Annotated in this window: 17 protein-coding genes; 8 read left to right on the forward strand and 9 right to left on the reverse strand. The window is 70.8% G+C overall.

Annotation, left to right across the window (positions count from 1 at the left end; genetic code table 11):
- Positions 1 to 77: 77 nt before the first annotated feature.
- On the forward strand, positions 78 to 965 hold the full coding sequence (locus ACZ7L6_RS22580; protein WP_471926571.1) for a cellulose-binding protein: 888 nt from the start codon (positions 78 to 80) through the stop codon (positions 963 to 965).
- A 157-nt stretch (positions 966 to 1,122) separates the two neighbouring features.
- Here the strand turns inward: ACZ7L6_RS22580 and ACZ7L6_RS22585 are convergent, their stop codons facing one another.
- The gene (locus tag ACZ7L6_RS22585; RefSeq protein WP_471926573.1) at positions 1,123 to 2,733 is read right to left on the reverse strand and encodes a sodium/solute symporter; all 1,611 of its coding nucleotides are present in this window, start codon (positions 2,731 to 2,733) and stop codon (positions 1,123 to 1,125) included.
- Positions 2,730 to 3,293, reverse strand: a complete 564-nt coding sequence (locus tag ACZ7L6_RS22590; RefSeq protein WP_471926575.1) for a DUF485 domain-containing protein — start codon at positions 3,291 to 3,293, stop codon at positions 2,730 to 2,732. The genes ACZ7L6_RS22585 and ACZ7L6_RS22590 overlap by 4 nt, the downstream gene beginning before the upstream one ends.
- Positions 3,294 to 3,567: 274 nt before the next feature.
- On the opposite strand from ACZ7L6_RS22590, the gene ACZ7L6_RS22595 reads away from it, so the two are divergent.
- A complete protein-coding gene (locus tag ACZ7L6_RS22595; RefSeq protein ID WP_471926577.1) occupies positions 3,568 to 3,918 on the forward strand; it encodes a hypothetical protein in 351 nt (116 codons plus the stop codon).
- A 217-nt stretch (positions 3,919 to 4,135) separates the two neighbouring features.
- Here the strand turns inward: ACZ7L6_RS22595 and ACZ7L6_RS22600 are convergent, their stop codons facing one another.
- The gene (locus ACZ7L6_RS22600) at positions 4,136 to 4,630 is read right to left on the reverse strand and encodes a GNAT family N-acetyltransferase (RefSeq protein WP_471926579.1); all 495 of its coding nucleotides are present in this window, start codon (positions 4,628 to 4,630) and stop codon (positions 4,136 to 4,138) included.
- A gap of 103 nt (positions 4,631 to 4,733) precedes the next feature.
- On the opposite strand from ACZ7L6_RS22600, the gene ACZ7L6_RS22605 reads away from it, so the two are divergent.
- Positions 4,734 to 5,909 carry an alpha/beta hydrolase family protein gene (locus ACZ7L6_RS22605; RefSeq protein WP_471926581.1) on the forward strand — a complete coding sequence of 392 codons (1,176 nt, stop codon included), beginning with the start codon at positions 4,734 to 4,736 and terminating at the stop codon, positions 5,907 to 5,909.
- On the opposite strand, the gene ACZ7L6_RS22610 is transcribed toward ACZ7L6_RS22605, so the two are convergent.
- Entirely contained in the window at positions 5,890 to 7,494 is a 1,605-nt protein-coding gene (locus ACZ7L6_RS22610; protein ID WP_471926583.1) for an MFS transporter, read from the reverse strand. The two genes, ACZ7L6_RS22605 and ACZ7L6_RS22610, sit on opposite strands and share 20 nt — an antisense overlap.
- Positions 7,495 to 7,943: 449 nt before the next feature.
- Here ACZ7L6_RS22610 and ACZ7L6_RS22615 point away from each other — a divergent pair, with 449 nt between their 5' ends.
- Positions 7,944 to 8,732, forward strand: coding sequence for an ABC transporter ATP-binding protein (locus ACZ7L6_RS22615; protein WP_471926585.1), 789 nt, complete (start codon positions 7,944 to 7,946; stop codon positions 8,730 to 8,732).
- Positions 8,729 to 11,299, forward strand: a complete 2,571-nt coding sequence (locus ACZ7L6_RS22620; RefSeq protein WP_471926587.1) for an ABC transporter permease — start codon at positions 8,729 to 8,731, stop codon at positions 11,297 to 11,299. Before ACZ7L6_RS22615 ends, ACZ7L6_RS22620 begins: the two co-directional genes overlap by 4 nt.
- Before the next feature lie 107 nt (positions 11,300 to 11,406).
- On the opposite strand, the gene ACZ7L6_RS22625 is transcribed toward ACZ7L6_RS22620, so the two are convergent.
- Complete coding sequence (locus ACZ7L6_RS22625) at positions 11,407 to 12,870, reverse strand: DUF2079 domain-containing protein (protein WP_471926589.1); 1,464 nt, start codon at positions 12,868 to 12,870, stop codon at positions 11,407 to 11,409.
- A 447-nt stretch (positions 12,871 to 13,317) separates the two neighbouring features.
- On the opposite strand from ACZ7L6_RS22625, the gene mfd reads away from it, so the two are divergent.
- The gene (gene mfd, locus ACZ7L6_RS22630; protein ID WP_471926591.1) at positions 13,318 to 16,872 is read left to right on the forward strand and encodes a transcription-repair coupling factor; all 3,555 of its coding nucleotides are present in this window, start codon (positions 13,318 to 13,320) and stop codon (positions 16,870 to 16,872) included.
- Positions 16,873 to 16,940: 68 nt separating this feature from the next.
- Here mfd and ACZ7L6_RS22635 read toward each other — a convergent pair whose 3' ends face one another.
- From ACZ7L6_RS22635 to ACZ7L6_RS22645, 3 genes are read right to left on the reverse strand one after another with little or no spacing between them, the layout of a single operon-like run.
- Entirely contained in the window at positions 16,941 to 17,603 is a 663-nt protein-coding gene (locus ACZ7L6_RS22635) for an HAD family hydrolase (RefSeq protein ID WP_471926593.1), read from the reverse strand.
- Between the two features lie 60 nt (positions 17,604 to 17,663).
- A complete protein-coding gene (locus ACZ7L6_RS22640; RefSeq protein ID WP_471926595.1) occupies positions 17,664 to 18,095 on the reverse strand; it encodes an SgcJ/EcaC family oxidoreductase in 432 nt (143 codons plus the stop codon).
- A 34-nt stretch (positions 18,096 to 18,129) separates the two neighbouring features.
- Positions 18,130 to 18,726 carry a TetR/AcrR family transcriptional regulator gene (locus ACZ7L6_RS22645; protein WP_471926597.1) on the reverse strand — a complete coding sequence of 199 codons (597 nt, stop codon included), beginning with the start codon at positions 18,724 to 18,726 and terminating at the stop codon, positions 18,130 to 18,132.
- 116 nt (positions 18,727 to 18,842) lie between these two features.
- Here ACZ7L6_RS22645 and ACZ7L6_RS22650 point away from each other — a divergent pair, with 116 nt between their 5' ends.
- A complete protein-coding gene (locus tag ACZ7L6_RS22650) occupies positions 18,843 to 19,724 on the forward strand; it encodes an SCO6745 family protein (RefSeq protein WP_471926599.1) in 882 nt (293 codons plus the stop codon).
- Positions 19,725 to 20,064: 340 nt separating this feature from the next.
- Here ACZ7L6_RS22650 and ACZ7L6_RS22655 read toward each other — a convergent pair whose 3' ends face one another.
- Positions 20,065 to 20,247, reverse strand: a complete 183-nt coding sequence (locus tag ACZ7L6_RS22655) for an Rv0909 family putative TA system antitoxin (protein ID WP_471926601.1) — start codon at positions 20,245 to 20,247, stop codon at positions 20,065 to 20,067.
- Positions 20,248 to 20,439: 192 nt separating this feature from the next.
- Between ACZ7L6_RS22655 and ACZ7L6_RS22660 the strand changes: the two genes are divergently transcribed.
- Positions 20,440 to 21,207: an HNH endonuclease family protein gene (locus ACZ7L6_RS22660; protein ID WP_471926821.1), complete on the forward strand. Its 768-nt coding sequence runs from the start codon at positions 20,440 to 20,442 to the stop codon at positions 21,205 to 21,207.
- The last annotated feature ends 108 nt before the right edge of the window (positions 21,208 to 21,315 follow it).

Raw genomic sequence — 21,315 nt, forward strand, 5'->3', positions numbered from 1 at the left:
GAACGCTTCCGTCCGATACATCAAGATGTGCGCTAAATCATCATTTCGCATCCGTTCGGAGCGGAGAGGGGTTCAGGATGAGCAGCGCACCGGTCTCGCTCTACGACTTCGCGGTCGTACGGGGGCGCGGCTACCGTCCCGACCAGGTCGACGCCTATGTCGCCGCCCTCTTCCACGACCGTGACGCCGCCTGGGAGCGCGCCGCCCGTCTCACCGTGCTCGCCAGGGAGATGGAGGAGGAGGCGGAGGAGCTGCGCGAGACGGTGGCGCAGCTGGCCCCGCAGACGTACGAGTCGCTCGGGGAGGGAGCGCGGCGGATCTTCGAGCTGGTGGAGGAGGAGGCCGCGGCGGTGCGGGAGCGGGCGCGGCAGGAGGCGCAGCAGCTGGTGGAGGAGGCGCAGTCGTACGCGGACGAGGTGCGGGACGCGGCGCAGGCGTACGCCGATGCCGTGGGCGCCGAGGCCGACGAGTGCGCCCGTCAGCGGCTGCTCGCGGCACGCAACGAGGCGGGCGAGATCCGTATCACCGCAAAGCGTGCCTTGAAGGACGGGCGGGGGGAGGTGCTCGGCCCGTTGCGTGAGGTACGGCGGCGCACCACCGGGTTGCTCGCCGAGCAGGACAAGGAGCAGGCCGAGCGGTGGGCAGAGGCCGAGCGGGAGGCCGAGGAACGGCTGGCGGCGCTGGAGGCGTCGGAGGCGGAGCGGGTGGCGCAGGCCGAGGCCTCGGTGGCGGAGGCGCAGCTGGTGCTCACGGAGGCGGAGGCCTCGGCGGAGCGGTTGCAGGAGGAGGCGCGCGCGCATGCGGAGGAGCTGGTCGCTCAGGCTCAGGGGCAGGCGGAGGAGATCGCCCGGGAGACGGAGCGGATCCTGCACGAGCACGGGAAGATGTGGGACGAGGTCCGCAAGAGCATGGACCAGATGCGCCACAGCCTGGCGACGCTGACGCGGCAGGCGGCGCTGGAGTGAGCGACGCCGGTCGCGGGCCGGCACGTTCGGAGCGGTGACCCGGCGAACGGCTCCTCCCCGGTCCGGGGCTCTCCCGGCCGCCGTCGAGCTGCTCCGCCGCTCTGCCGCCCGGCCGCTCAGCTGCCCCCGCCGCCTTGCCGTCCCGCCGCCGCGCCGCTCAGCTCCCCTTCCGCACCGCCCCCGCCAGAATCCACCCCTCCACAGCCTCGTATCGCCGTCGCTGCTCCTCCACCTTCCCCCGCCCCGACACGACCGTCCCCAGCCACCCGAAGAGGAACCCGGCCGGAATCGACACCAGCCCCGGTGTCGTGAACGGGAACCAGTTGAAGTCGGCGTCGGGGAAGGCCGAGATCGGCGAGCCGGAGACCAGGTTGGTCCCCGGCATCAGGATCACCACCACCGCCGAGCCGCCGATCAGCGTCCACAGCAGACCGGCCGGGGTGTACCGGCGCCAGAAGAGGCTGTAGACGAGGGCCGGGGCGATGGCGGAGGCGCCCAGGGTGAAGGACAGGGTCACCAGCGGCTGCAGGCTGCGGTGCTGGACCATCGTCGCCAGCACGATCGACAGGACGCCGACCCCCAGCGCCGACAGCCGCGCCAGCGTCATCTCGTGGTGCGTCGACATCTCCCGTACCCGGGTGGCGAACAGGTCGTGGGCGAGGGAGTTGGCGCAGGCGAGGATCATGCCCGCGACCGAGGCGAGCACGGTGAGGAAGATGGCCGTGGTGACCGCCGTGAACAGGAAGGACTCCGCGGTCGAGACCTCGGCGCCGAAGACGGCCCGGGAGCCCAGCAGATACGCCGTGTTGCCCTGCGGGTCCGCCCCGGCGATCACCTCCCGCCCGATCAGTGCCGTAGCCCCGAAGCCGACGACCGTGATCACCAGCACGAACACCGCCACGCTCGACACCGCCCACGACATCGACCGCCGCACCTGCCGCGCGCCGCTCGCCGTGTACATACGCATGGTGATGTGCGGCAAGACGGCACCGCCGAGGACGACCGCCATCTGGGAGCTGATCATGTCGAGGCGCGGATACGACCCGCCCGCGAACTGCAGCCCCGACTCCAGGAACGCCGAGCCGACCCCGCTGCGCTCGGCCGCCGCGTCGAACAGCGCACCCGGATCCCAGTCGAACCGGTGCAGCACCATGACGGCGACCACGGCACCCGACCCGAGCAGCATGACCATCTTCAGGATCTGGATGAGTGCCGTGCCCTTCATCCCGCCGATGGCGGCATAACTGATCATCAGCACACCCAGCCCGACGATGCACCCCGTCTTCAGGGAGTCGCCCGAGAAGCCGAGGATGAATGCCAGCAACTGCCCGGTCCCCGCCAACTGCACCAGCATCAGCGGCAGCAGCGCGGCCAGCGTCACCGCGCACGCCGCGACCCGTACGCCCCGCCCCGGCATACGGCGCGTCAGCGCGTCGCCCATCGTGAACCGGCCCGCGTTGCGCAGGGGTTCGGCCAGCAGGAACATCAGCAGCATCAGCGACAGGGCCGTGCTCAGCGCCAGCACGATGCCGTCGTAGCCGCACAGCGCGACCACGCCGGTCGTGCCCAGGACGGTCGCCGCGCTGATGTAGTCGCCGGCGATCGCCAGGCCGTTGCGCATGGGGGACAGGGAGCTGTAGCCCGTGTAGAACTCGTCGAGGTCGTCCCGGTCCGGGCCCGTCATCACGCACAGCAGCAGCGTGATGGTGGCCACCGCGCAGAACGCGACCAGCGACATCGCCTGCGCGTTCCCGCTGAAGTCCGTCATCGCCCCGTCCCCCGCTTCCCCGCCTCACGCTTGGCGTCCACCTCGGCCTCCTTGCGGATGCGGTCCGCGAGCGGGTCGACGTAACGGCGCGCGGTGTGTTCGTACAGCGCTATCGCCAGCCAGGTGACGGGCAGTTGCAGCAGCGCGAGCAGCAGTCCGGCGGGCAGCCCGTCGGCGACCGTGCTCGTCATGAACCCGGGTGCGAAGGCGGACAGGATCAGAAAGAGGGTGAAGTACCCGAGCGCGGTGAGCGTCGCCACCCGCCGCTGCCAGCGGTAGGCGGTGCGCAGGATCCGCAGGTCGCTGTGGTGCCCGAGGGGCGGGCGGTCCGGGGTGCGGTGGCGTGGTGGTGAGGGAGGTTCCGGTGGGACCGGGGGTTGCCACGGGTAGGTGGCGTACGACGGTGACGTGTCACCCCGGCCGTACGGATATGACGGTGACGTGTCACCCCGGCCGTACGGATATGACGGCGACGTGTCACCCCGGCCGTACGGATATTGCGGTGACGTGTCATCTCGCCCGTACGGGTACGGCGGTGACGGGTCGTAGGACGGGGTCATCCCGGTGCTCCTTGCGCGGCTCGGGTCCGGTGCGGCGGACCGCAGGGAGGTGGGGGGTGGGCGAACGGAGTCACGCACGTTACTTCGCGGTGCCGGGAACGCGCGGGGTTTTCACCAAACTGAGCGGTCGGTATGCGCTTACTACGCCAAACCGCGTCTGACCTGGGGTGTTACCGCCATTAACTCAGACCTTTGCGCCCCGCACTCCTGCTGCCCGCCTCGCGCCAGAAGTGCCGGCAGCCGGCCCTTCAACCGTCCAACAGGTAGCGTGAACATGGTGCTCAGCTTCATCGACGCCTACACCCTGTGGCGCAACCTGCCGTTCCCCCGGAGCGGGGCGAGCAAGGATCTGATTCTTGCCCACAGCGACCTGGCGGAAGCGGACGAATATGTGACGACGGTGATCCGTTACGTGGAAAGCGGGATCTTCAAACCGGCGCCGGTCGACGTCCCCGCGATGCTTCAGGAGCTGATGTCGCGAATGGATCGGCTCGGTGACGAGGCATCGGGTGGTGACCAGGCCGTCGCCCGTTCCCAACACGCCTACGCGGCGCTGTTGGACCTCGTTTACGGACAGTTCCTCGAAATGGGGCGTCCGTGTGAAGAGGTAATGGCATCGGGCTGAGATTTCGCAGGCGCGTGCGGCCCAGCTGCTGTTCCCGCCGGAGGCTACGGCGGGGGCTTGCTGTCGCGGGCGGGGGCCAACGGGCGGGCGTCGTCGTGGACTTCGCGGCAGTCGCCGCCGCTCTCTCCGCTTGCGGCCGCCGTCACGGGAGGCGTGTGGCGCGGAGACCGTCAGGCAAGGACACCCCCTTCGACCTCGCGGGCCGCTTCCCGCCCTGTCAGTGCCCGAGATGTGAGCGGCGATACCGGATCCCGGGACGGCCGTCGACGGTGATGTCATCCGCGGCGGTGAAGGCGTTGCGCTCGAGGACAGACCTGGACGCCAGGTTGTCCAGGGTGGTGACGGCGACCAGGGACGTCAGCCCGTACGCCGTCCCGGCCAGCCGGCACACCTGTGCCACCGCGCCCGTCGCGACGCCCTTGCCCGCCGCCCGTTCGCCGATCCGGTATCCCAGCTCGGCGGACGCGTCGGCGACGTCGATCAGGTTCACGCGGCCGATGAGGTGTCCCTCGGCGTCCAGCACGACGTGGAAGTGGCAGATCCCGGCGTCCTGTTCGGCCAGCAGCGCCGCGTGCCTGGCGGCGAACCCGGCAGGGGTGAAGTAGGCGTCCCCGCGGTCCGGGACCGAGCGGGCGAAGTACTCGCGGTTCTCCCGCTCGAAGGCCAGCAGGGCGTCCGCGTGGTCGGCGCGTAGGCGCTCCAGGGTCGGCATGGCGGTCAGGGTATGTCCGTACGTCCGAGGTCGCACGGGGGTTTCCGGGGAGCCGACCGCAGGATGACGCCAGGTCAGGGGACCGCGGCCTACCGTCCTCGGCATGAACAGATCACGCCTCTTAGCGGTCGCGGCAACCGCGGCAGTGCTCGCGCTCGGACCGGCCCTGACCCTCCCGGCCGTCGGCGCGGGCACCGCCACCGCTGCCGCCCTCGCCCCTGCGTCCTCCGAAGTCACATTCTCCGAAGCGGCCCGACTGCCCCGCCCCACCGGCCCCCACGCCGTGGGCCGCAGCACCATCCATCTCGTCGACGCCGATCGTCAGGATCCGTGGGTTCCGTCCGCCGGAGCACGGCAGTTGATGGTGTCCATGTACTACCCCGCCCGACCCGGCACGGGCGGACCGACCGCCCCCTACATGACCCTCGAAGAGGCCCGGCACCTGCTGGAGTTGAGGGCCCCGGACGTCACCGTCCCGCCCGAGACGATCAGCGGCGTCCGTACCTGGGCGCACACCGACGCGCGCCCCGCGCCCGGCAGGTTCCCGCTCGTCGTGCTCTCGCCCGGGTTCACGTTCCCGCGCGCCACGCTCACCGGTCTCGCCGAGGATCTGGCCAGTCGTGGGTACGTCGTCGCGCTGGTCGACCATCCGTATGAGAACGCCGGTACGACCCTGCCCGACGGGCAGACGCTGCCGTGCGCCATCTGTGACGAGTTCCCCGAGGTCGGCGAGGCCGTCGTGGAGAGCCGCGCCAAGGACGTCTCCTTCGTGGTGGACCGGCTGACCGGCCGTCACCCCGCCTGGCGGCACGCGCGCGTGATCGACTCCAAGCGCATCGGTATGGCCGGTCATTCCATCGGCGGCGCCTCCGCGGCCACGACGATGGCAGGGGACCCGCGTGTGCGAGCCGGTGTGAACATGGACGGGACCTTCCAGATCCCGGTCCCCTCCTCCGGCCTCGGCGGCCGTCCCTTCCTGATGTTCGGGCAGCAGGAGAGGACCCTCGACAAGGACTGGAACCAGGCCTGGGCCGATCTGGACGGCTGGAAGCGCTGGCTGACCGTCGCCGGAGCCGACCACGGCTCCTTCACCGACGTACCGCTCCTCGCCGAACTGGTCGGCATCCCCGACACCGCCCAACTGCCCTACCTGCGTTCGCAGGCCCTCACGCGCGCGTACGTCGCCGCGTTCTTCGACCTGCATCTGAAGGGCGTCCCGCAGCCCTTGCTCGACGGGCCGTCTCCGGCCAGCCCCGAGGTCAGCGTTCGTCTTCCCTGAGGGCGTCTTCCCTGGGGGCGTCTTCTCTGGTGGCGTCCCCCTTGGGGACGCCTTCTCCGGGCACGTCCTCCTTGAGCACCGGAAACCGCCTCGGCGCCAGCAGCAACAGCACCAGGAAGGCCAGCGCCGCCGCGCACGACGCGCCCAGGTACACGGCGTGCACCGCGTCGGCGATGGCCCGCCTGGTGGCCTCCGGGGCCGTGCCGCCGGAGTCCAGGGCCCGGGTCACCGAGTCCAGGTCGCTCGCCCCGCCGAGCCGCGAGGCCAGGACGCCGTTCGCGACCGCGCCGAAGAGCGCCGCGCCCACCGTCTGCCCGGTCTGGCGGCAGAACAGCACGGACGCCGTCGTCGTCCCCCGCTCCGACCACCCCACCGTCGACTGCACCCCCACGATCAGCGGCAGTTGGAACAGCCCCAGCGCCGCCCCCAGCAACAGCATCAGCAGCGTCGGCTGCCAGGCCTGCCCGGGATAGGGCAGGAACGGGAACGCCAGCAGGATCAGCGACGCGGAACCGATCCCCAGCATCGCGGTGTTCCGGAACCCGATCCTTCGGTACATGTGCTGACTGAACGCCGCCGACACCGGCCAGCTCAACGTCCACACGGACAGCACGAATCCGGCCGCCACCGGGGCCAGACCGAGCACCGACTGCGCGTACGTCGGCAGGAACACCGTGGGCGCCACCATCAGCAGCCCCAGCGCGCCCAGCGCGAGATTCACCGCCGCGATCGTCCGGCGGCGCCACACCCAGCCCGGGATGATCGGGTCGGCCGCCCGGCGCTCCACGACGACCACGACCGCCGCGAGCGCAAGTCCCGTACCGAACAGGGCGATCGACGGCCCCGACAGCCACGGCCACGCCACCCCGCCCTGCACCAGCGCCGTCAGCAGCACGCCCCCGCACGCGAACACCGCCAACGCCCCCGCCCAGTCGACACGCGCGCGCGTGCCCGTCGTGTCCGCACCCTTCCCGGCCGTGTCCCGCTGCGGCTCGTGCAGATGGCGGACGATCAGCCACAACGCCACCGCCCCGATCGGCAGGTTGATCAGGAAGATCCAGCGCCAGTCCGCGTACGCCGCCAGGACCCCGCCCACCCCCGGGCCGGCCACCGCCGACACCGCCCACACCGTGGACAGCTTGGACTGGATCTTCGGGCGTTCCTCGAGCGGGTACAGGTCGGCGGCCAGCGTCTGGACGGTGCCCTGAAGAGCCCCGCCGCCCAGACCCTGCACGATCCGGAACGCGATCAGCGCCCCCATGTTCCAGGCCACCGCACACAGCAGCGACCCCAGGAGGAACAGCGCCGCGCCCGCGACCAGCACCGGCTTGCGGCCGAAGGTGTCGGAGAGCTTGCCGTACACCGGGAGGGTCACGGTCACGGCCAGCAGATATCCGGAGAACAGCCAGGAGAAGACCGTAAAGCCGCCGAGCTCGCCGACGATCTGCGGTACGGCCGTGGAGACGATGGTGGCGTCCAGTGCCGCCAGCGCCATCGCGAGCATCAGGGCCGCGACCACGGCGCCCCGCTTCTCGGTTCCGGTGCGCTGTGCGGTGTCGCGTATCGCGGGTGTCGTACGGCCCACCGGGCCCCCTTCTCCTTTTGCTTTCCCCTTGCACCTATCTGCCGCCGAACAGCTTCCCACTTGACCCTCACGTCGCGGGAGGGTGGAGCCTGGATGCGTCCAAAGGGGGAGACGACCCCGAGGCGCGCTCCACCGAAGGGCGGACAGCCCCTAGGGGGACCTCCGTATCAGGTCTCGGGGAGGGTTGGTACCGGCGGAGGACGAGACGCCAAGGGGTTCGTCCTTAGCCTGGCTTCACGCCGCTGGGGGGCGGTTGACCGAACCGTCGGGGGTGGGGTTTTCCCCCGTACAAGACGGGGCTCGGCACCAGCGCGCCGGACCCCTCTCCGGCGCCAGACTCAACGACGTACCACCGCGCACCACTTCGCAGAACGACCGCAGAACGACCGCAGGACGTACCGGCAGACGGCCTCGTACGCCCATCCACTGACCGACATAGGAGACATACCGTGACATCGGCTGTGACCATTCCCAGGCACGGGGGCACTGGAGGGCGTACGGCCGTTGCCGCGCGGGCGCGGCAGGTCGTCAAGGCGTACGGGTCGGGGGAGACCCGGGTCGTCGCCCTCGACCATGTGGACGTGGACATCGCACGCGGGCAGTTCACCGCGATCATGGGGCCCTCGGGGTCCGGCAAGTCCACCCTCATGCACTGCCTCGCCGGGCTCGACACCGTCACCAGCGGCCAGATCTACCTCGACGAGACCGAGATCACCGGGCTGAAGGACAAGAAGCTCACGCAGCTGCGCCGGGACCGGATCGGCTTCATCTTCCAGGCGTTCAACCTGCTGCCGACGCTGAATGCCATCGAGAACATCACGCTGCCCATGGACATCGCGGGCCGTAAGCCGGACCGGCAGTGGCTCGGGCGCGTGGTCGACACGGTGGGACTCTCCGACCGGCTCAAGCACCGGCCCACCCAGCTCTCCGGCGGTCAGCAGCAGCGCGTCGCCGTGGCCCGTGCCCTGGCCGCGCGGCCCGAGATCATCTTCGGTGACGAGCCGACCGGAAACCTCGACTCGCGCGCGGGTGCCGAGGTGCTCGGCTTCCTGCGGCGGTCCGTCGACGAGCTCGGCCAGACCATCGTGATGGTCACGCACGACCCCGTCGCCGCCTCGTACGCGGACCGCGTGCTGTACCTCGCCGACGGGCGCATCGTCGACGAGATGTACAAGCCGACCGCCGACGCCGTCCTGGACCGCATGAAGGACTTCGACGCCCGGGGGCGTACGTCATGACCGTCCTGAGGACCTCCCTGCGCAACTTCTTCGCGCACAAGGGGCGCATGGCCCTGTCGGCCGTGGCGGTGCTCCTGTCCGTGGCCTTCGTGTGCGGGACGCTCGTGTTCACCGACACGATGAACACCACCTTCGACAAGCTCTTCGCCGTCACCTCGTCGGATGTCACCGTCAGCCCGAAGAACGCCGAGGACGAGGACGACGGCAACGGCACGGGCCGGCCCAGTTCCCTGCCCGCCTCGACCGTCGAGCAGGTCGCGGCCGTCGACGGCGTCAAGAAGGCGGAGGGCGCGGTCGCCTCCGCGAGCGTGACCGTCGTCAACTCCGAGAACAAGAACATGGGGTCCAGCACCGGTGCGCCCACGTTCGCCGGCAACTGGACGGTCAACGACCTGAAGTCCATGGAGATCACCTCGGGACACGCCCCGCGCGGGCCCACCGAGGTCATGGTCGACGCGGACACCGCCGACAAGCACGACCTCGAGCTCGGCGACGAACTGCGCACCATCGCCGCCACCGGCGACATCCGCGCGCGGATCGTCGGCATCGCCTCCTGGAAAGTGACCAACCCGGGCGCGGCCGCCGTCTACTTCGACACCGAGACCGCCCAGCGCACCCTCCTCGGCGCCACCGGCCGCTTCACGCAGGTCTCCGTCACCGCGGCGGACGGCGTCAGCGACGCGCAGCTCAAGCGCAACGTCGCGGCTGCCCTCGACGGCCCGTACAAGATTCAGACGGCCAAGGAGAACGCCGACGAGAACCGCAAGGACGTCGGCGCGTTCATGAACGTCATCAAGTACGCCATGCTCGGCTTCGCCGGGATCGCGTTCCTGGTCGGCATCTTCCTGATCATCAACACCTTCTCGATGCTGGTCGCCCAGCGGACGAGGGAGATCGGCCTGATGCGGGCGATCGGCTCGTCCCGCAGGCAGGTGAACCGCTCCGTGCTCGTGGAGGCCCTGCTGCTGGGCTTCGTGGGCTCGATACTGGGCGTCGGTGCCGGTGTCGGCATCGCGATCGGCCTGATGAAGCTCATGTCGATGGCCGGCATGAACCTCTCCACCGACGACCTCACGGTGAAGGTGACGACTCCGGTGGCCGGCCTCGTCCTGGGCGTCGTGGTCACGGTCCTCGCCGCCTATCTGCCGGCCCGCCGCGCGGGCAAGGTCTCCCCGATGGCCGCCCTGCGCGACGCCGGCACACCGGCCGACGGCAAGGCGGGCTGGGTGCGCGGCCTGCTCGGACTCGTCCTGACCGGCGGGGGCGCCTACGCCCTCTACGCGGCCGCCACCGCCGACAAGGCGAGCGACGGTGCGCTGATGCTGGGCGGTGGCGTGGTGCTGACCCTGATCGGCTTCGTGGTCATCGGCCCGCTGCTCGCGGGCGGCGTGGTCCGGGTGATCAGCGCGGTGCTGCTGCGGGCCTTCGGCCCGGTCGGCCGTATGGCCGAGCGCAACGCCCTGCGCAATCCGCGCCGTACCGGCGCCACGGGCGCCGCCCTGATGATCGGCCTCGCGCTGGTGGCCTGCCTGTCGGTGGTCGGTTCCTCGATGGTCGCCTCGGCGACGAGCGAGCTCGACAAGTCGGTGGGCGCGGACTACATCGTCCTGGCCCAGCAGCAGCGGATCGTCCCGCAGGCCGAGCAGGCGATGCGGCAGACGCCGGGACTGGAACACGTCACCCGCTCCAAGCAGGTCAACGCCACGCTGACCTCGCCGGACGGCAGGACCGACGACACCGGGCTCACCGCCGCCGACCCGACGTACGCCGAGGACCTTCGCCGTACGACCACGGAGGGCACCCTGTCCGCCGCCTACGGCAAGGACGCCATGTCGGTCGGCTCCGACTACGCGACCAAGCACGGCGTGCACGTCGGCGACACCATCACTGTCGCCTTCAAGGGCGGCGAGACCGCGAAGCTGGAGGTCGCGGCCATCACGGACGACGACACCTCCTTCGACCAGGGCGCGCGCTACATCAGCATCGAGACCCTGCAGAAGTACGTCCCCGCCGACCGGATCCCGCAGAGCGACATGCTGCTCGGCAAGGCGAAGGACGGGCAGGAGGAGGCGGCGTACGCGGCCCTGAAGAAGTCGCTGCACGACTACCCGCAGTACCCGGTCCGCGACCAGACCGACTACAAGCAGGAGCTCAAGGACCAGATGGGCCAGCTCCTGAACATGGTCTACGGCCTGCTGGCCCTGGCGATCATCGTGGCCGTCCTGGGCGTGGTGAACACCCTGGCCCTGTCGGTGGTGGAACGCACCAGGGAGATCGGACTGATGCGGGCGATCGGCCTCTCCCGCCGCCAGCTGCGCCGCATGATCCGCATGGAGTCCGTGGTGATCGCCCTGTTCGGCGCCCTGCTGGGCCTGGGGCTCGGCATGGGCTGGGGCGCGACGGCCCAGAAGCTCCTGGCGCTGGAGGGCCTGAACGTCCTGGACATCCCGTGGCCGACGATCATCGGTGTCTTCATCGGCTCGGCCTTCGTGGGCCTGTTCGCGGCACTGATCCCGGCGTTCAGGGCGGGCCGGATGAACGTACTGAACGCGATAGCGACCGAGTAGCCGCCCGGCAGCCATGGCCACCGCACACGGGGGTTGCGGGGGAGGGCCCGGTCCGGAGGGATGACCTTCGGACCGGGCCCGCGTCCGTCTCCGTCCGGTCTCCGGCTCTATCCGGTCTCTTGGGTCTGCCGCTTGAGGAGTACGACTCCGTAGGCGGTGCCGTCGACGGTGTACCGGGCGTCGGGGTGCAGGGCCTCGGCGTAGGCCTCGACGTCGCGGTAGCGCTTGCGGGAGTTGTCGAGGGCGATGAAGTCCGGGTCGATGCCGTGCGTGTTGCTGACCCAGAAGACCCGGCACCGCGAGGTGAGGCGGCTGATCGGCGCGATGTTCGCCTCGACGGAGGCCCCGTCCGGAACCTCGGCCAGCAGCCGCTCGATGGCGCTCACGCGCGCGGGCTTGCGATAGATCTCGCTCTCGGTCAGCGCGGCCAGCGGCAGCGAGGTCGTGAGCGCGAGGGATGCGGCGGCGACGGCTGCGGGCAGCTGATGGGCGTACGACCGCAGCCACGCGCGCGTGCTGCTGCGGGTGCTGTCGAGGGCGTCGACGAGCGCGAGGGTCACGACGGGCATCAGGACGGCGCTGTAGTGCCAGTCGGTGCCCCAGTACTGCGAGTAGGAGGAGACGAAGCGCCACCCAAGGGTGGGCAGGGCGACGAGGAGAATCGGCGACCGCAGGGCGAGCAGCCCGCTGGTGGGTATGAGCAGCCAGCCGAGCGTACGGAGCTTGGTGTCGAGGCCGTCGAAGGGGCCGCCGCCCTCCGACTCGTTCACCTTGTTCCAGTAGTCGTAGGTGCCGGCGGTGTTGAAGCCCGGTATGACCAGCAGAAGGGTGACGGCGACGGCCACCACGCCGAAGACGGCGACGCCGAGCGCATACCGGGCCGCCCGCGGGGAGTCACGGCGCGCCCGCAGGGCGACGACCAGGGCGAGGGCGGCGAGGGTCATCCCCAGGTCCTCCTTCACGAGGACGAGGGGAAGCGCCCAGAGCAGCGCGGCACGCCGGCGCCGGGCGAGCAGCGCCTCGAGGCTGAAGGCGATGAGCGGTACGGCGAAACAGATCTCGTGGAAGTCGAAGTCGACGGCCTGCTGCAACCCCCAGGACAGCCCGTACGCGACACCGAGCGCCAGCCCGTGCCGCCGCCCGAGCAGCCGGGCGGCGGCACGGGTGACGGGGACGACGGACAGGGCGAAGAGCGCGGCCTGGGCGACGAGCAGCGTGACCGGCGAGGGGAACATCCGGTACAGCGGCGCGAGCAGCGCGGTCACGGGGCTGAAGTGATCGCCCAGGATGTTGAACCCCGGCCCCTTGAGGTCGGCGACCGGCGCCTGCAGGTGCGCGTACGAACGGATGACCTGCTCGAAGATCCCCAGATCCCACGACCGCTGTCCGAGATGCCGATACCGCCCGACGGAGACGACCGCGTACCCGACGAAGAGGACCACGGCGAGCAGCCAGGGATCACGCCGAGCGGATTCGGGCTGCTCCGTCTCCGAAGCGCGTGGCGTGGATTGCGCCGGTATGTGGGGTTCGGAGGATGTGTTCGACGTCGCGGAGGCGGCGGGGGTGGGCATGAGGGGGACCTTACGCGGTGTACATGCGTGGCCTTCAATGGCCGGGCACTTGCGTGCCGACGCATTCAGCCCGTCCGGCGTTCGAGGACGAGGCCGCAACCGTCCCTGGCCCCCACCCACCCGCGGGTGGCGGCACCTCTCGACGCCGGTGACCGTATTCAGCCCGTCCGGCGTTTGAGGACAGGGCCCCTTCAGGGCCGGAGCGGGGGTCTGGGGGCGGCAGCCCCCAGGGGCCGGGTCGATGGGGCGGAGCCCCTTCAGGATGGGACGGGTAGGGGCGGCGGGGGCGAGAAAAGGCCGGGCCCCGCCGCAGCGCCGACGCACAGAGAACGGACGTTATCCACAGCCCCCGGCACCCGCCCGCGCAGCGACGTACGCTGGAACCCCCGGCCCGTACCACGCGCCGGGCCCTTCGCGTTGCCCACCCAGGACGGAAAGCGCCCCCGAATGAGCCTGCACGGTCTGCTCGACGCCGTAGTCAAGGACACCGCCCTCGCGGAAGCGACCAAGGCGGCCGCAGACGGCAACCGCATGCACGTCGACCTGGTCGGCCCCCCGGCGGCCCGCCCGTTCACGATCGCCGCCCTCGCCCGCGAGACCGACCGCCCGGTCCTGGCGGTGACGGCGACGGGCCGGGAGGCCGAGGACCTGGCGGCAGCCCTGCGCTCGCTCCTCCCTCCGGAGGGCGTCGTGGAGTACCCGTCCTGGGAGACCCTCCCGCACGAGCGCCTCAGCCCCCGCAGTGACACCGTCGGCCGCCGCCTCGCGGTGCTCCGCCGCCTCGCCCACCCCCGCCCCGACGACCCCGAGACGGGCCGGGTCTCCGTCGTCGTGGCCCCCGTCCGCTCGGTCCTGCAGCCCCAGGTCAAGGGCCTCGGCGACCTCGAACCGGTGGCCCTGCGAACCGGCCAGACCGCCGACCTGAACACCATCGTGGAGGCCCTCGCCGCCGCCGCGTACGCGCGCGTGGAGCTCGTCGAGAAGCGCGGCGAGTTCGCCGTACGGGGCGGCATCCTGGACGTCTTCCCGCCCACCGAGGAACACCCCCTGCGCATCGAGTTCTGGGGCGACGACGTCGAGGAGATCCGCTACTTCAAGGTCGCCGACCAGCGCTCCCTGGAAATCGCCGAGCACGGCCTGTGGGCGCCGCCCTGCCGCGAACTCCTCCTCACCGACGACGTCCGCGCACGCGCGCGTGCCCTCGCCGAACAGCACCCGGAGCTCGGCGAGCTCCTCGGCAAGATCGCCGAGGGCATCGCGGTCGAGGGCATGGAGTCCCTCGCGCCCGTCCTCGTCGACGACATGGAGCTGCTGCTCGACGTCCTGCCCAAGGGCGCCATGGCCGTCGTATGCGACCCGGAGCGGGTACGCACGCGTGCCGCCGATCTCGTGGCCACCTCGCAGGAATTCCTCCAGGCGTCCTGGGCCGCCACCGCCGGCGGCGGCGAGGCGCCCATCGACGTCGGCGCGGCCTCCCTGTGGTCCATCGCGGACGTCCGCGACCGCGCGCGCGAGCTGGACATGATGTGGTGGTCGGTCTCGCCCTTCGCGGCCGACGAGGAGCTCACGGAGACATTTGCCGCTGACGCGGCGGGCGACACCCTCAAGCTCGGCATGCACGCCCCCGAGTCGTACCGCGGCGACACCGCGAAGGCCCTCGCCGACACCAAGGGCTGGCTCGCCGACGGCTGGCGCACGGTCTTCGTGACCGAGGGCCACGGCCCGGCGGCCCGCACGGTCGAGGTGCTCGGCGGCGAGGGCGTGGCGGCACGCCTGGAGGCGGACCTGGGGGAGATCTCCCCGTCGGTCGTGCATGTCGCCTGCGGCTCGATCGAGTACGGCTTCGTCGACCCGGCGCTCAAGCTGGCCGTCCTGACCGAGACCGACCTGACCGGGCAGAGGGCCGCCGGCCGCGACGGCGCCCGCATGCCGGCCCGCCGCCGCAAGACCATCGATCCGCTCACCCTGGAGACGGGCGACTACATCGTCCACGAGCAGCACGGCGTCGGCCGCTACATCGAGATGGTGCAGCGGACCGTGCAGGGCGCCACGCGCGAGTACCTCGTCGTGGAGTACGCCCCCGCCAAGCGCGGCCAGCCCGGCGACCGCCTGTACATCCCCACCGACCAGCTGGAGCAGATCACCAAGTACGTCGGCGGCGAGGCGCCCACCCTGCACCGTCTGGGCGGCGCGGACTGGACGAAGACGAAGGCGCGGGCCAAGAAGGCGGTCAAGGAGATCGCGGCCGACCTGATCAAGCTGTACAGCGCGCGCATGGCGGCCCCCGGGCACGCCTTCGGCCCGGACACCCCCTGGCAGCGCGAGCTGGAGGACGCCTTCCCGTACGCCGAGACCCCCGACCAGCTGACGACCATCGCCGAGGTCAAGGAGGACATGGAGAAGTCGGTCCCGATGGACCGCCTGATCTGCGGCGACGTCGGCTACGGCAAGACGGAGATCGCGGTACGGGCCGCCTTCAAGGCGGTCCAGGACGGCAAGCAGGTGGCCGTACTCGTCCCCACGACCCTGCTGGTGCAGCAGCACTTCGGGACGTTCTCCGACCGCTACTCGCAGTTCCCGGTGAACACCCGGGCGCTGTCCCGCTTCCAGACCGACACCGAGGCGAAGGCGGTCCTGGAGGGCCTGAAGGACGGCTCGGTGGACATCGTCATCGGCACGCACCGGCTGTTCTCCTCGGAGACCAAGTTCAAGGACCTGGGCCTGGTCATCGTCGACGAGGAGCAGCGCTTCGGCGTCGAGCACAAGGAGCAGCTGAAGAAGCTGCGTGCCAACGTCGACGTGCTGACGATGTCCGCGACCCCGATCCCGAGAACCCTGGAGATGGCGGTCACGGGCATCAGGGAGATGTCGACGATCACCACCCCGCCCGAGGAGCGCCACCCGGTCCTGACCTTCGTCGGGCCGTACGAGGAGAAGCAGATCGGCGCCGCGATCCGCCGCGAACTGCTGCGCGAGGGCCAGGTCTTCTACATCCACAACCGCGTCGAGTCGATCGACCGCGCGGCAGCCCGTCTGCGCGAGATCGTCCCCGAGGCGCGCATCGCGACGGCCCACGGCCAGATGTCGGAGCAGGCCCTGGAGCAGGTGGTGGTCGACTTCTGGGAGAAGAAGTTCGACGTCCTGGTCTCCACGACGATCGTCGAGTCCGGCATCGACATCTCCAACGCCAACACCCTGATCGTGGAGCGCGGCGACAACTTCGGCCTCTCCCAGCTGCACCAGCTGCGCGGCCGGGTCGGGCGAGGGCGCGAGCGCGGATACGCGTACTTCCTGTATCCGCCGGAGAAGCCGCTGACGGAGACGGCTCACGAGCGTCTCGCCACCATCGCGCAGCACACCGAGATGGGCGCGGGCATGTACGTGGCGATGAAGGACCTGGAGATCCGCGGCGCGGGCAATCTGCTCGGCGGCGAGCAGTCCGGCCATATCGCGGGCGTCGGCTTCGACCTGTACGTCCGTATGGTCGGCGAGGCGGTCGCGGACTACCGGGCGTCCCTGGAGGGCGGCGTCGAGGAGGAGCCGCCGCTCGAGGTCAAGATCGAACTGCCCGTCGACGCGCACGTCCCGCACGACTACGCGCCCGGCGAGCGGCTGCGCCTCCAGGCCTACCGTTCCATCGCCTCCGCCAACACGGAGGAGGACATCAAGGCCGTACGCGAGGAACTCGTCGACCGCTACGGCAAGTTGCCCGAACCGGTCGAGAACCTCCTCCTGGTGGCGGGTCTGCGGATGCTGGCACGCGCATGCGGCGTCGGCGAGATCGTCCTGCAGGGCAACAACATCCGCTTCGCGCCGGTGGAGTTGCGCGAGTCCCAGGAACTCAGGGTCAAGCGGCTGTACCCGGGCAGCGTCATCAAGCCGGCCGTGCACCAGGTGCTGGTGCCGCGCCCGAAGACCGCGAAGGTGGGCGGGAAGCCGCTGGTCGGGCGGGAGTTGCTCGGGTGGGTCGGGGAGTTCCTGGCGTCGATCCTGGGGTCGTGACCCGGGCGGTCGCCGGGGGCACGACACGTTGGCGGTTCGCGAGGAGGTGAGCGTCCTCGTCGCGGCCGTCAACCGGTGGCGGTGACCAGGCGGCTCAAGACGGGGAGCACGCTGCGCAGGTCGTCGTCGTCCACCGTGACGGTCGCCCTTGCGCGCGCTCCTGCCGAGGCATTGAAGGCCACGCTCAGCCCGACGGATGCGAACAGGGGCAGATCGGAGCGGCTGTCCCCGACCGCCCCGCACAAGCGGGGAGCCAGCCCCAGCTCCCGCGCCTGCGCAAGGGCGAAGTCCCGTTTGTCGTACTCGTCGAAGTGGCGGGCGACCCGGCCCGTGAACCTGCCGTCGGTGGTCTCCAGGCGGGGTCCGCTGAACGCGTGGAAGCCGAAGCGGTCGGTCAGGTAGCTGCCGACCGGCGACCAGGCAAGGGTTGCCAGCACCGGCACCAACCCCCTCTGCCGGCACCAGTTCACGGTCTCCGCGATGCCCGAGACGAGGGGAAGCCCGTCGAGCCGGCCGGCGATCCGGTCTTCGGGAACGCCCGCCCAGCCCGCGGCATCCAGCTCGGAGACCCGCCGATTGTCCAGGGCGCCGCAGGCGTAGGCATCCTCGGCCTCGGCCAACTCGCCGCGGTGCCCGAGGAAGCCGGCCAGAAAGAGCGACGAACTCGTGCCTGGGACCAGGGTGCCGTCGACGTCGAAGAACACGGCGCCCGCATGATCGGATGAGAACACCGGCCAAGGATGCCAGCCCGCCGCGAGACGCGGGATCGACGGGACGCCCCGGGTGCTTCCCTACACATCCGAGTCGACTCGTACCTCCGTGTTCTGGCAGGCGTGCAGCAACCACCTGCCGTCGTCCTGCCTGGTCATGACGTACAGCGGAGCGCCCTCCGTGTCGCCCTTTGGCGAGTGGTAGACCTGCCGGACCTTCACGGCGGCCACGTCCGGCCGCAGGAACTGCGTGTGCGCCACCTCGTAGGTGACCTCGCCGTCCCACGTCGCGTTCGGCAGCACGGCGCGGGTGAACTCGGCGATCGCGTCGAGGCCGATGAGGACCTTGCCGTGGGCGGTGGTCCAGAGGGCGTCCGGGTGGAAGAGAGCGAGGAAGCCTTCGGGGTCCTTGGCGCGCTGGGTGCGCTCGACGGTGGCGACGACCTGCTCGATGGCCTTGAGGTCGGCCTGCTCGATCTGCTCGACTGCCTTGTCTGCGGCTTCGGTTGTCATGCGGATCACTCTGGTACCTCAACCGGACTTGAGGTCAAGCGTCGTCCTCCGGCTCTCTCCGGAACAGCATCGCCGCAAGCGTCCGGAACACCTCCTCGGGGTCCTTGCCGCCGACCGGTCCGTCGAGGTTGTGGCTGAGGAGCAGCGTGGCGAAGCCGTGGGCCAGGGACCAGGCCGCGACCCCGGCCAGGCGGGTGTCGATGCCGAGGCTCTCGGGCCGTACGGAGGCGAGGGTGCCGCGGAGCGCGTCGGCGACGAGGGTGCGGGCCGTGGTCAGTTCGAGGTCGTCGGCGCGCAGCAGCTCGGGGGTGAACATCACCTGGAAGTGGGCGGGGTGCTCGCGCGCGAAGCGGACGTAGCGCACGCCGGCGTCCTTGAGATCCCCGGCTTCGTTCAGTGTGGCCGCAAGCAGCCCGAACCCCTCGGCGGCGATGGCCGTGAGCAGTCCTGTGCGGTCCCTGAAGTGATGCGCGGGCGCCGCGTGCGAGACGCCCGCACGGCGGGCGAGGTCGCGCAGGCTCAGCGCGGACGGGCCGTCGGCGGCGATGGCGTCGAGCGCCGCGGTGAGGATGGCGCGGCGCAGGTCGCCGTGGTGGTAGGGGCGGCGGGCGGACGGTTTCGCGGGGGTCATGGTCAGCAGGGTACGCGCAATCTAGGCATTGACAAGTTCGGGCCGGAGCGGGCAATCTTGTCAGTGTCAAGTTGTGGGTTTCGGAGATCCGCGTCATCGGACTGGGGAGTTGCGTCATGGTGAAGCACGGCGATGGTCTGGAATCGGGTCGCGTACGTCAGCTCTGGCACCTGCTGGAGCCCTTGCATGCGGTGCTGTACTACGCGCCGGAGGCCTTCGAGGAGGCGGCCGCGCTCGGTTACGCCACCGAGGAGCGATGGCCGAGCTACTTCCCGTACCGGGCAGCGCCGTTGGGGGTGGTCGGCGCGGAACGGGTCACCTCTGCCTTCTACAGCTTCAGTCCCCGTATGGTCGCCGAACACACCGACCCGGCGTGGAAGATCGCCGCTCCCCACGCCGTGTTGCAGGCGAGGGTGCGGGGGGTCGACCGGGCCTACCGCGCGATATTCGGCGACCGGACGGACAGTCCCGAGCTGGCGGAAGCCGCCGCCCTCGCCCGCCGTGCCGCCGAGGCGGCCGACACCGCGGGCCGCCCGCTCGCCGCGGCCAACGCCGCCCTGGACTGGCCGGAGGCGCCCCACCTCCAGCTGTGGCATGCGGCGACACTCCTGCGCGAACACCGCGGCGACGGCCACATAGCCGCCCTGCTGGTGGCCGGCCTCGACCCCGTCGAGTCGCTCGTGTCCTTCGCCGCGATAGGCGCCGCATCCGTCGAACGCTTCGAGAGCCGAGGCTGGAGCACCGGGGAATGGGCGGCCGCCCGCACCCGCTTGACCGCCCGAGGTCTGGTCGCCGCCGACGGTACGGCCACGCAGGCGGGCCGGGAACTGCGCCGCACCGTCGAGAAGCACACCGACCGGCTCGCCGCCGCACCCTGGCAGGCCCTGGCCCCTGAGGAGACCGACCGCCTCGTGGACCTGCTCGGCGGGTTCTGGGTGGCGGTGCTGTCCTCCGGACTGCTGCCGTCGGAGACGACGTTGGGGATCGGAAAGGTCTGAGCGAGCCTTGTCGGCCCGGGCGCCGGAGGCGGGAGGCGGGCGCCGACTGCGGGCCGTCATGGATCGGTTGATGGGCCGGTGGGTGGCTGAGAGCGGTTGGCGGTCGGCAGTTCGTAGTCCGTGGTCGGTAGCCGTTGGCCGACAGCACGAAGCCGCCCGCGGGACGTGGGTGTCCGCGGACGGCCCCTGTTCTCAAGGTTGTTCAGCGAAGGCCCGGTCGTGCCACGGGCACCGGCAGAGGCGGTGGGGGTGTGCCCTCGCGGGCCTTCCCCGCGTCGGCGCCGTGCTCGACGGGGCTCGTGGTCCTCCGTGGGTCTCCGGCCTTACGGCTGCTGCGGCCTTACGGTTGCTCGGGCCTGTCGCGGTCCATGCCGAGTTCGCGCTCCATCCGTCGCTGCGCCTCGTCGGTCTGGCTCTCGTACTTGTTGCCCGTCTTCTCGTTGACCTTGCGTTCCGCGGCGTCGGACATGTCCCTGGCCTTGTCCTGCGCCTGACGGTTCTTGAACCTGTCGAAGATGCCCATGCAGAGCTCCTTCCGGAGGTGATTCACCACCGACGATACGCCCGGGTTGCGCGGTATGCGCGATTGAGCCCGTTGTGGTCTGGACCTCTTGAACGCCGCCGTGCGCCGGGTCGCTACCGTGTTCGCGACGGCGTACCAGGGAAAGCCGCCTGTGCGGGGCGGAACCGGCAACAAGGGGAGGCGCGCATCGTGATGCGTCTGAGGGGCGGGGCGGCGAGCGCCGCGGCAGTGCTCGGCATGGTGCTGGTCCTGGCAGGGTGTGAGAACGTCGACCTGCCCGTGGACGGCGAGCCCTCCGGCTCCGTCGCCGACACGGGTTCCGGACGCGCCGCGAGCCCGCTGGACAACCCCGACGGCACGAAACCGGGTCTGGCGCCCCTCACCTCGGACGCGGACCGGGCCGAGGCACGGGCCCTCATCGAGAAGGTGGCGACGAAGGGCCGCGGCCCCAGGACGGGTTACGACCGGGACGAGTTCGGCTACGCCTGGATGGACTCCGCCCCGGGCGGCATCCCCTTCGCGCGCAACGGCTGCGACACCCGCAACGACCTCCTCAAGCGCGACGGCGAGGACGTCCGCTTCCGCTCCGGCTCGGACTGCGTCGTGACCTCCATGACCCTGCACGACCCCTACACGGGGCGGACGATCGACTGGGCCAAGTCCCGCGCCACGACCGTGCAGATCGACCATGTCATGCCGCTGTCGTACGACTGGCAGATGGGCGCTTCCCGCTGGCCGAAGGGCAAACGCCAGGACATCGCCAACGACCCCCTCAACCTCATACCGGTCGACGGCCCGACCAACGGCTCCAAGGGCGACTCCGGCCCCGCGTCGTGGCTGCCCCCGAACAAGCGGATCCGCTGCTCGTACGCGGTGCGCTTCGCCCAGGTGTCACTGAAGTACGAACTGCCGGTGACGGCTGCCGACAAGGAGATGATGCTGCGTCAGTGCGGCGGGTGACCGGCGGCGCGACGCGGTGCCGAGCGGTGCCGGGAGGTGTCGAGCGGTGCCGGGCGGTGCGCCGAAAACGGCTGTCCGGCGCAGTCGCTCCGCGCTTACCGTGACGGG

It is taken from the genome of Streptomyces sp. NPDC107522 (assembly GCF_055657525.1).

Excerpts from the sequence above, each read along its gene's own strand:
- ACZ7L6_RS22580 (WP_471926571.1), top strand. The coding sequence starts at position 78 with ATGAGCAGCGCACCGGTCTCGCTCTACGACTTCGCGGTCGTACGGGGG.
- ACZ7L6_RS22585 (WP_471926573.1), bottom strand. The coding sequence starts at position 2,733 with ATGACGGACTTCAGCGGGAACGCGCAGGCGATGTCGCTGGTCGCGTTC.
- ACZ7L6_RS22590 (WP_471926575.1), bottom strand. The coding sequence starts at position 3,293 with ATGACCCCGTCCTACGACCCGTCACCGCCGTACCCGTACGGGCGAGAT.
- ACZ7L6_RS22595 (WP_471926577.1), top strand. The coding sequence starts at position 3,568 with ATGGTGCTCAGCTTCATCGACGCCTACACCCTGTGGCGCAACCTGCCG.
- ACZ7L6_RS22600 (WP_471926579.1), bottom strand. The coding sequence starts at position 4,630 with ATGCCGACCCTGGAGCGCCTACGCGCCGACCACGCGGACGCCCTGCTG.
- ACZ7L6_RS22605 (WP_471926581.1), top strand. The coding sequence starts at position 4,734 with ATGAACAGATCACGCCTCTTAGCGGTCGCGGCAACCGCGGCAGTGCTC.
- ACZ7L6_RS22620 (WP_471926587.1), top strand. The coding sequence starts at position 8,729 with ATGACCGTCCTGAGGACCTCCCTGCGCAACTTCTTCGCGCACAAGGGG.
- ACZ7L6_RS22625 (WP_471926589.1), bottom strand. The coding sequence starts at position 12,870 with ATGCCCACCCCCGCCGCCTCCGCGACGTCGAACACATCCTCCGAACCC.
- mfd (WP_471926591.1), top strand. The coding sequence starts at position 13,318 with ATGAGCCTGCACGGTCTGCTCGACGCCGTAGTCAAGGACACCGCCCTC.
- ACZ7L6_RS22640 (WP_471926595.1), bottom strand. The coding sequence starts at position 18,095 with ATGACAACCGAAGCCGCAGACAAGGCAGTCGAGCAGATCGAGCAGGCC.
- ACZ7L6_RS22645 (WP_471926597.1), bottom strand. The coding sequence starts at position 18,726 with ATGACCCCCGCGAAACCGTCCGCCCGCCGCCCCTACCACCACGGCGAC.
- ACZ7L6_RS22650 (WP_471926599.1), top strand. The coding sequence starts at position 18,843 with ATGGTGAAGCACGGCGATGGTCTGGAATCGGGTCGCGTACGTCAGCTC.
- ACZ7L6_RS22655 (WP_471926601.1), bottom strand. The coding sequence starts at position 20,247 with ATGGGCATCTTCGACAGGTTCAAGAACCGTCAGGCGCAGGACAAGGCC.
- ACZ7L6_RS22660 (WP_471926821.1), top strand. The coding sequence starts at position 20,440 with ATGCGTCTGAGGGGCGGGGCGGCGAGCGCCGCGGCAGTGCTCGGCATG.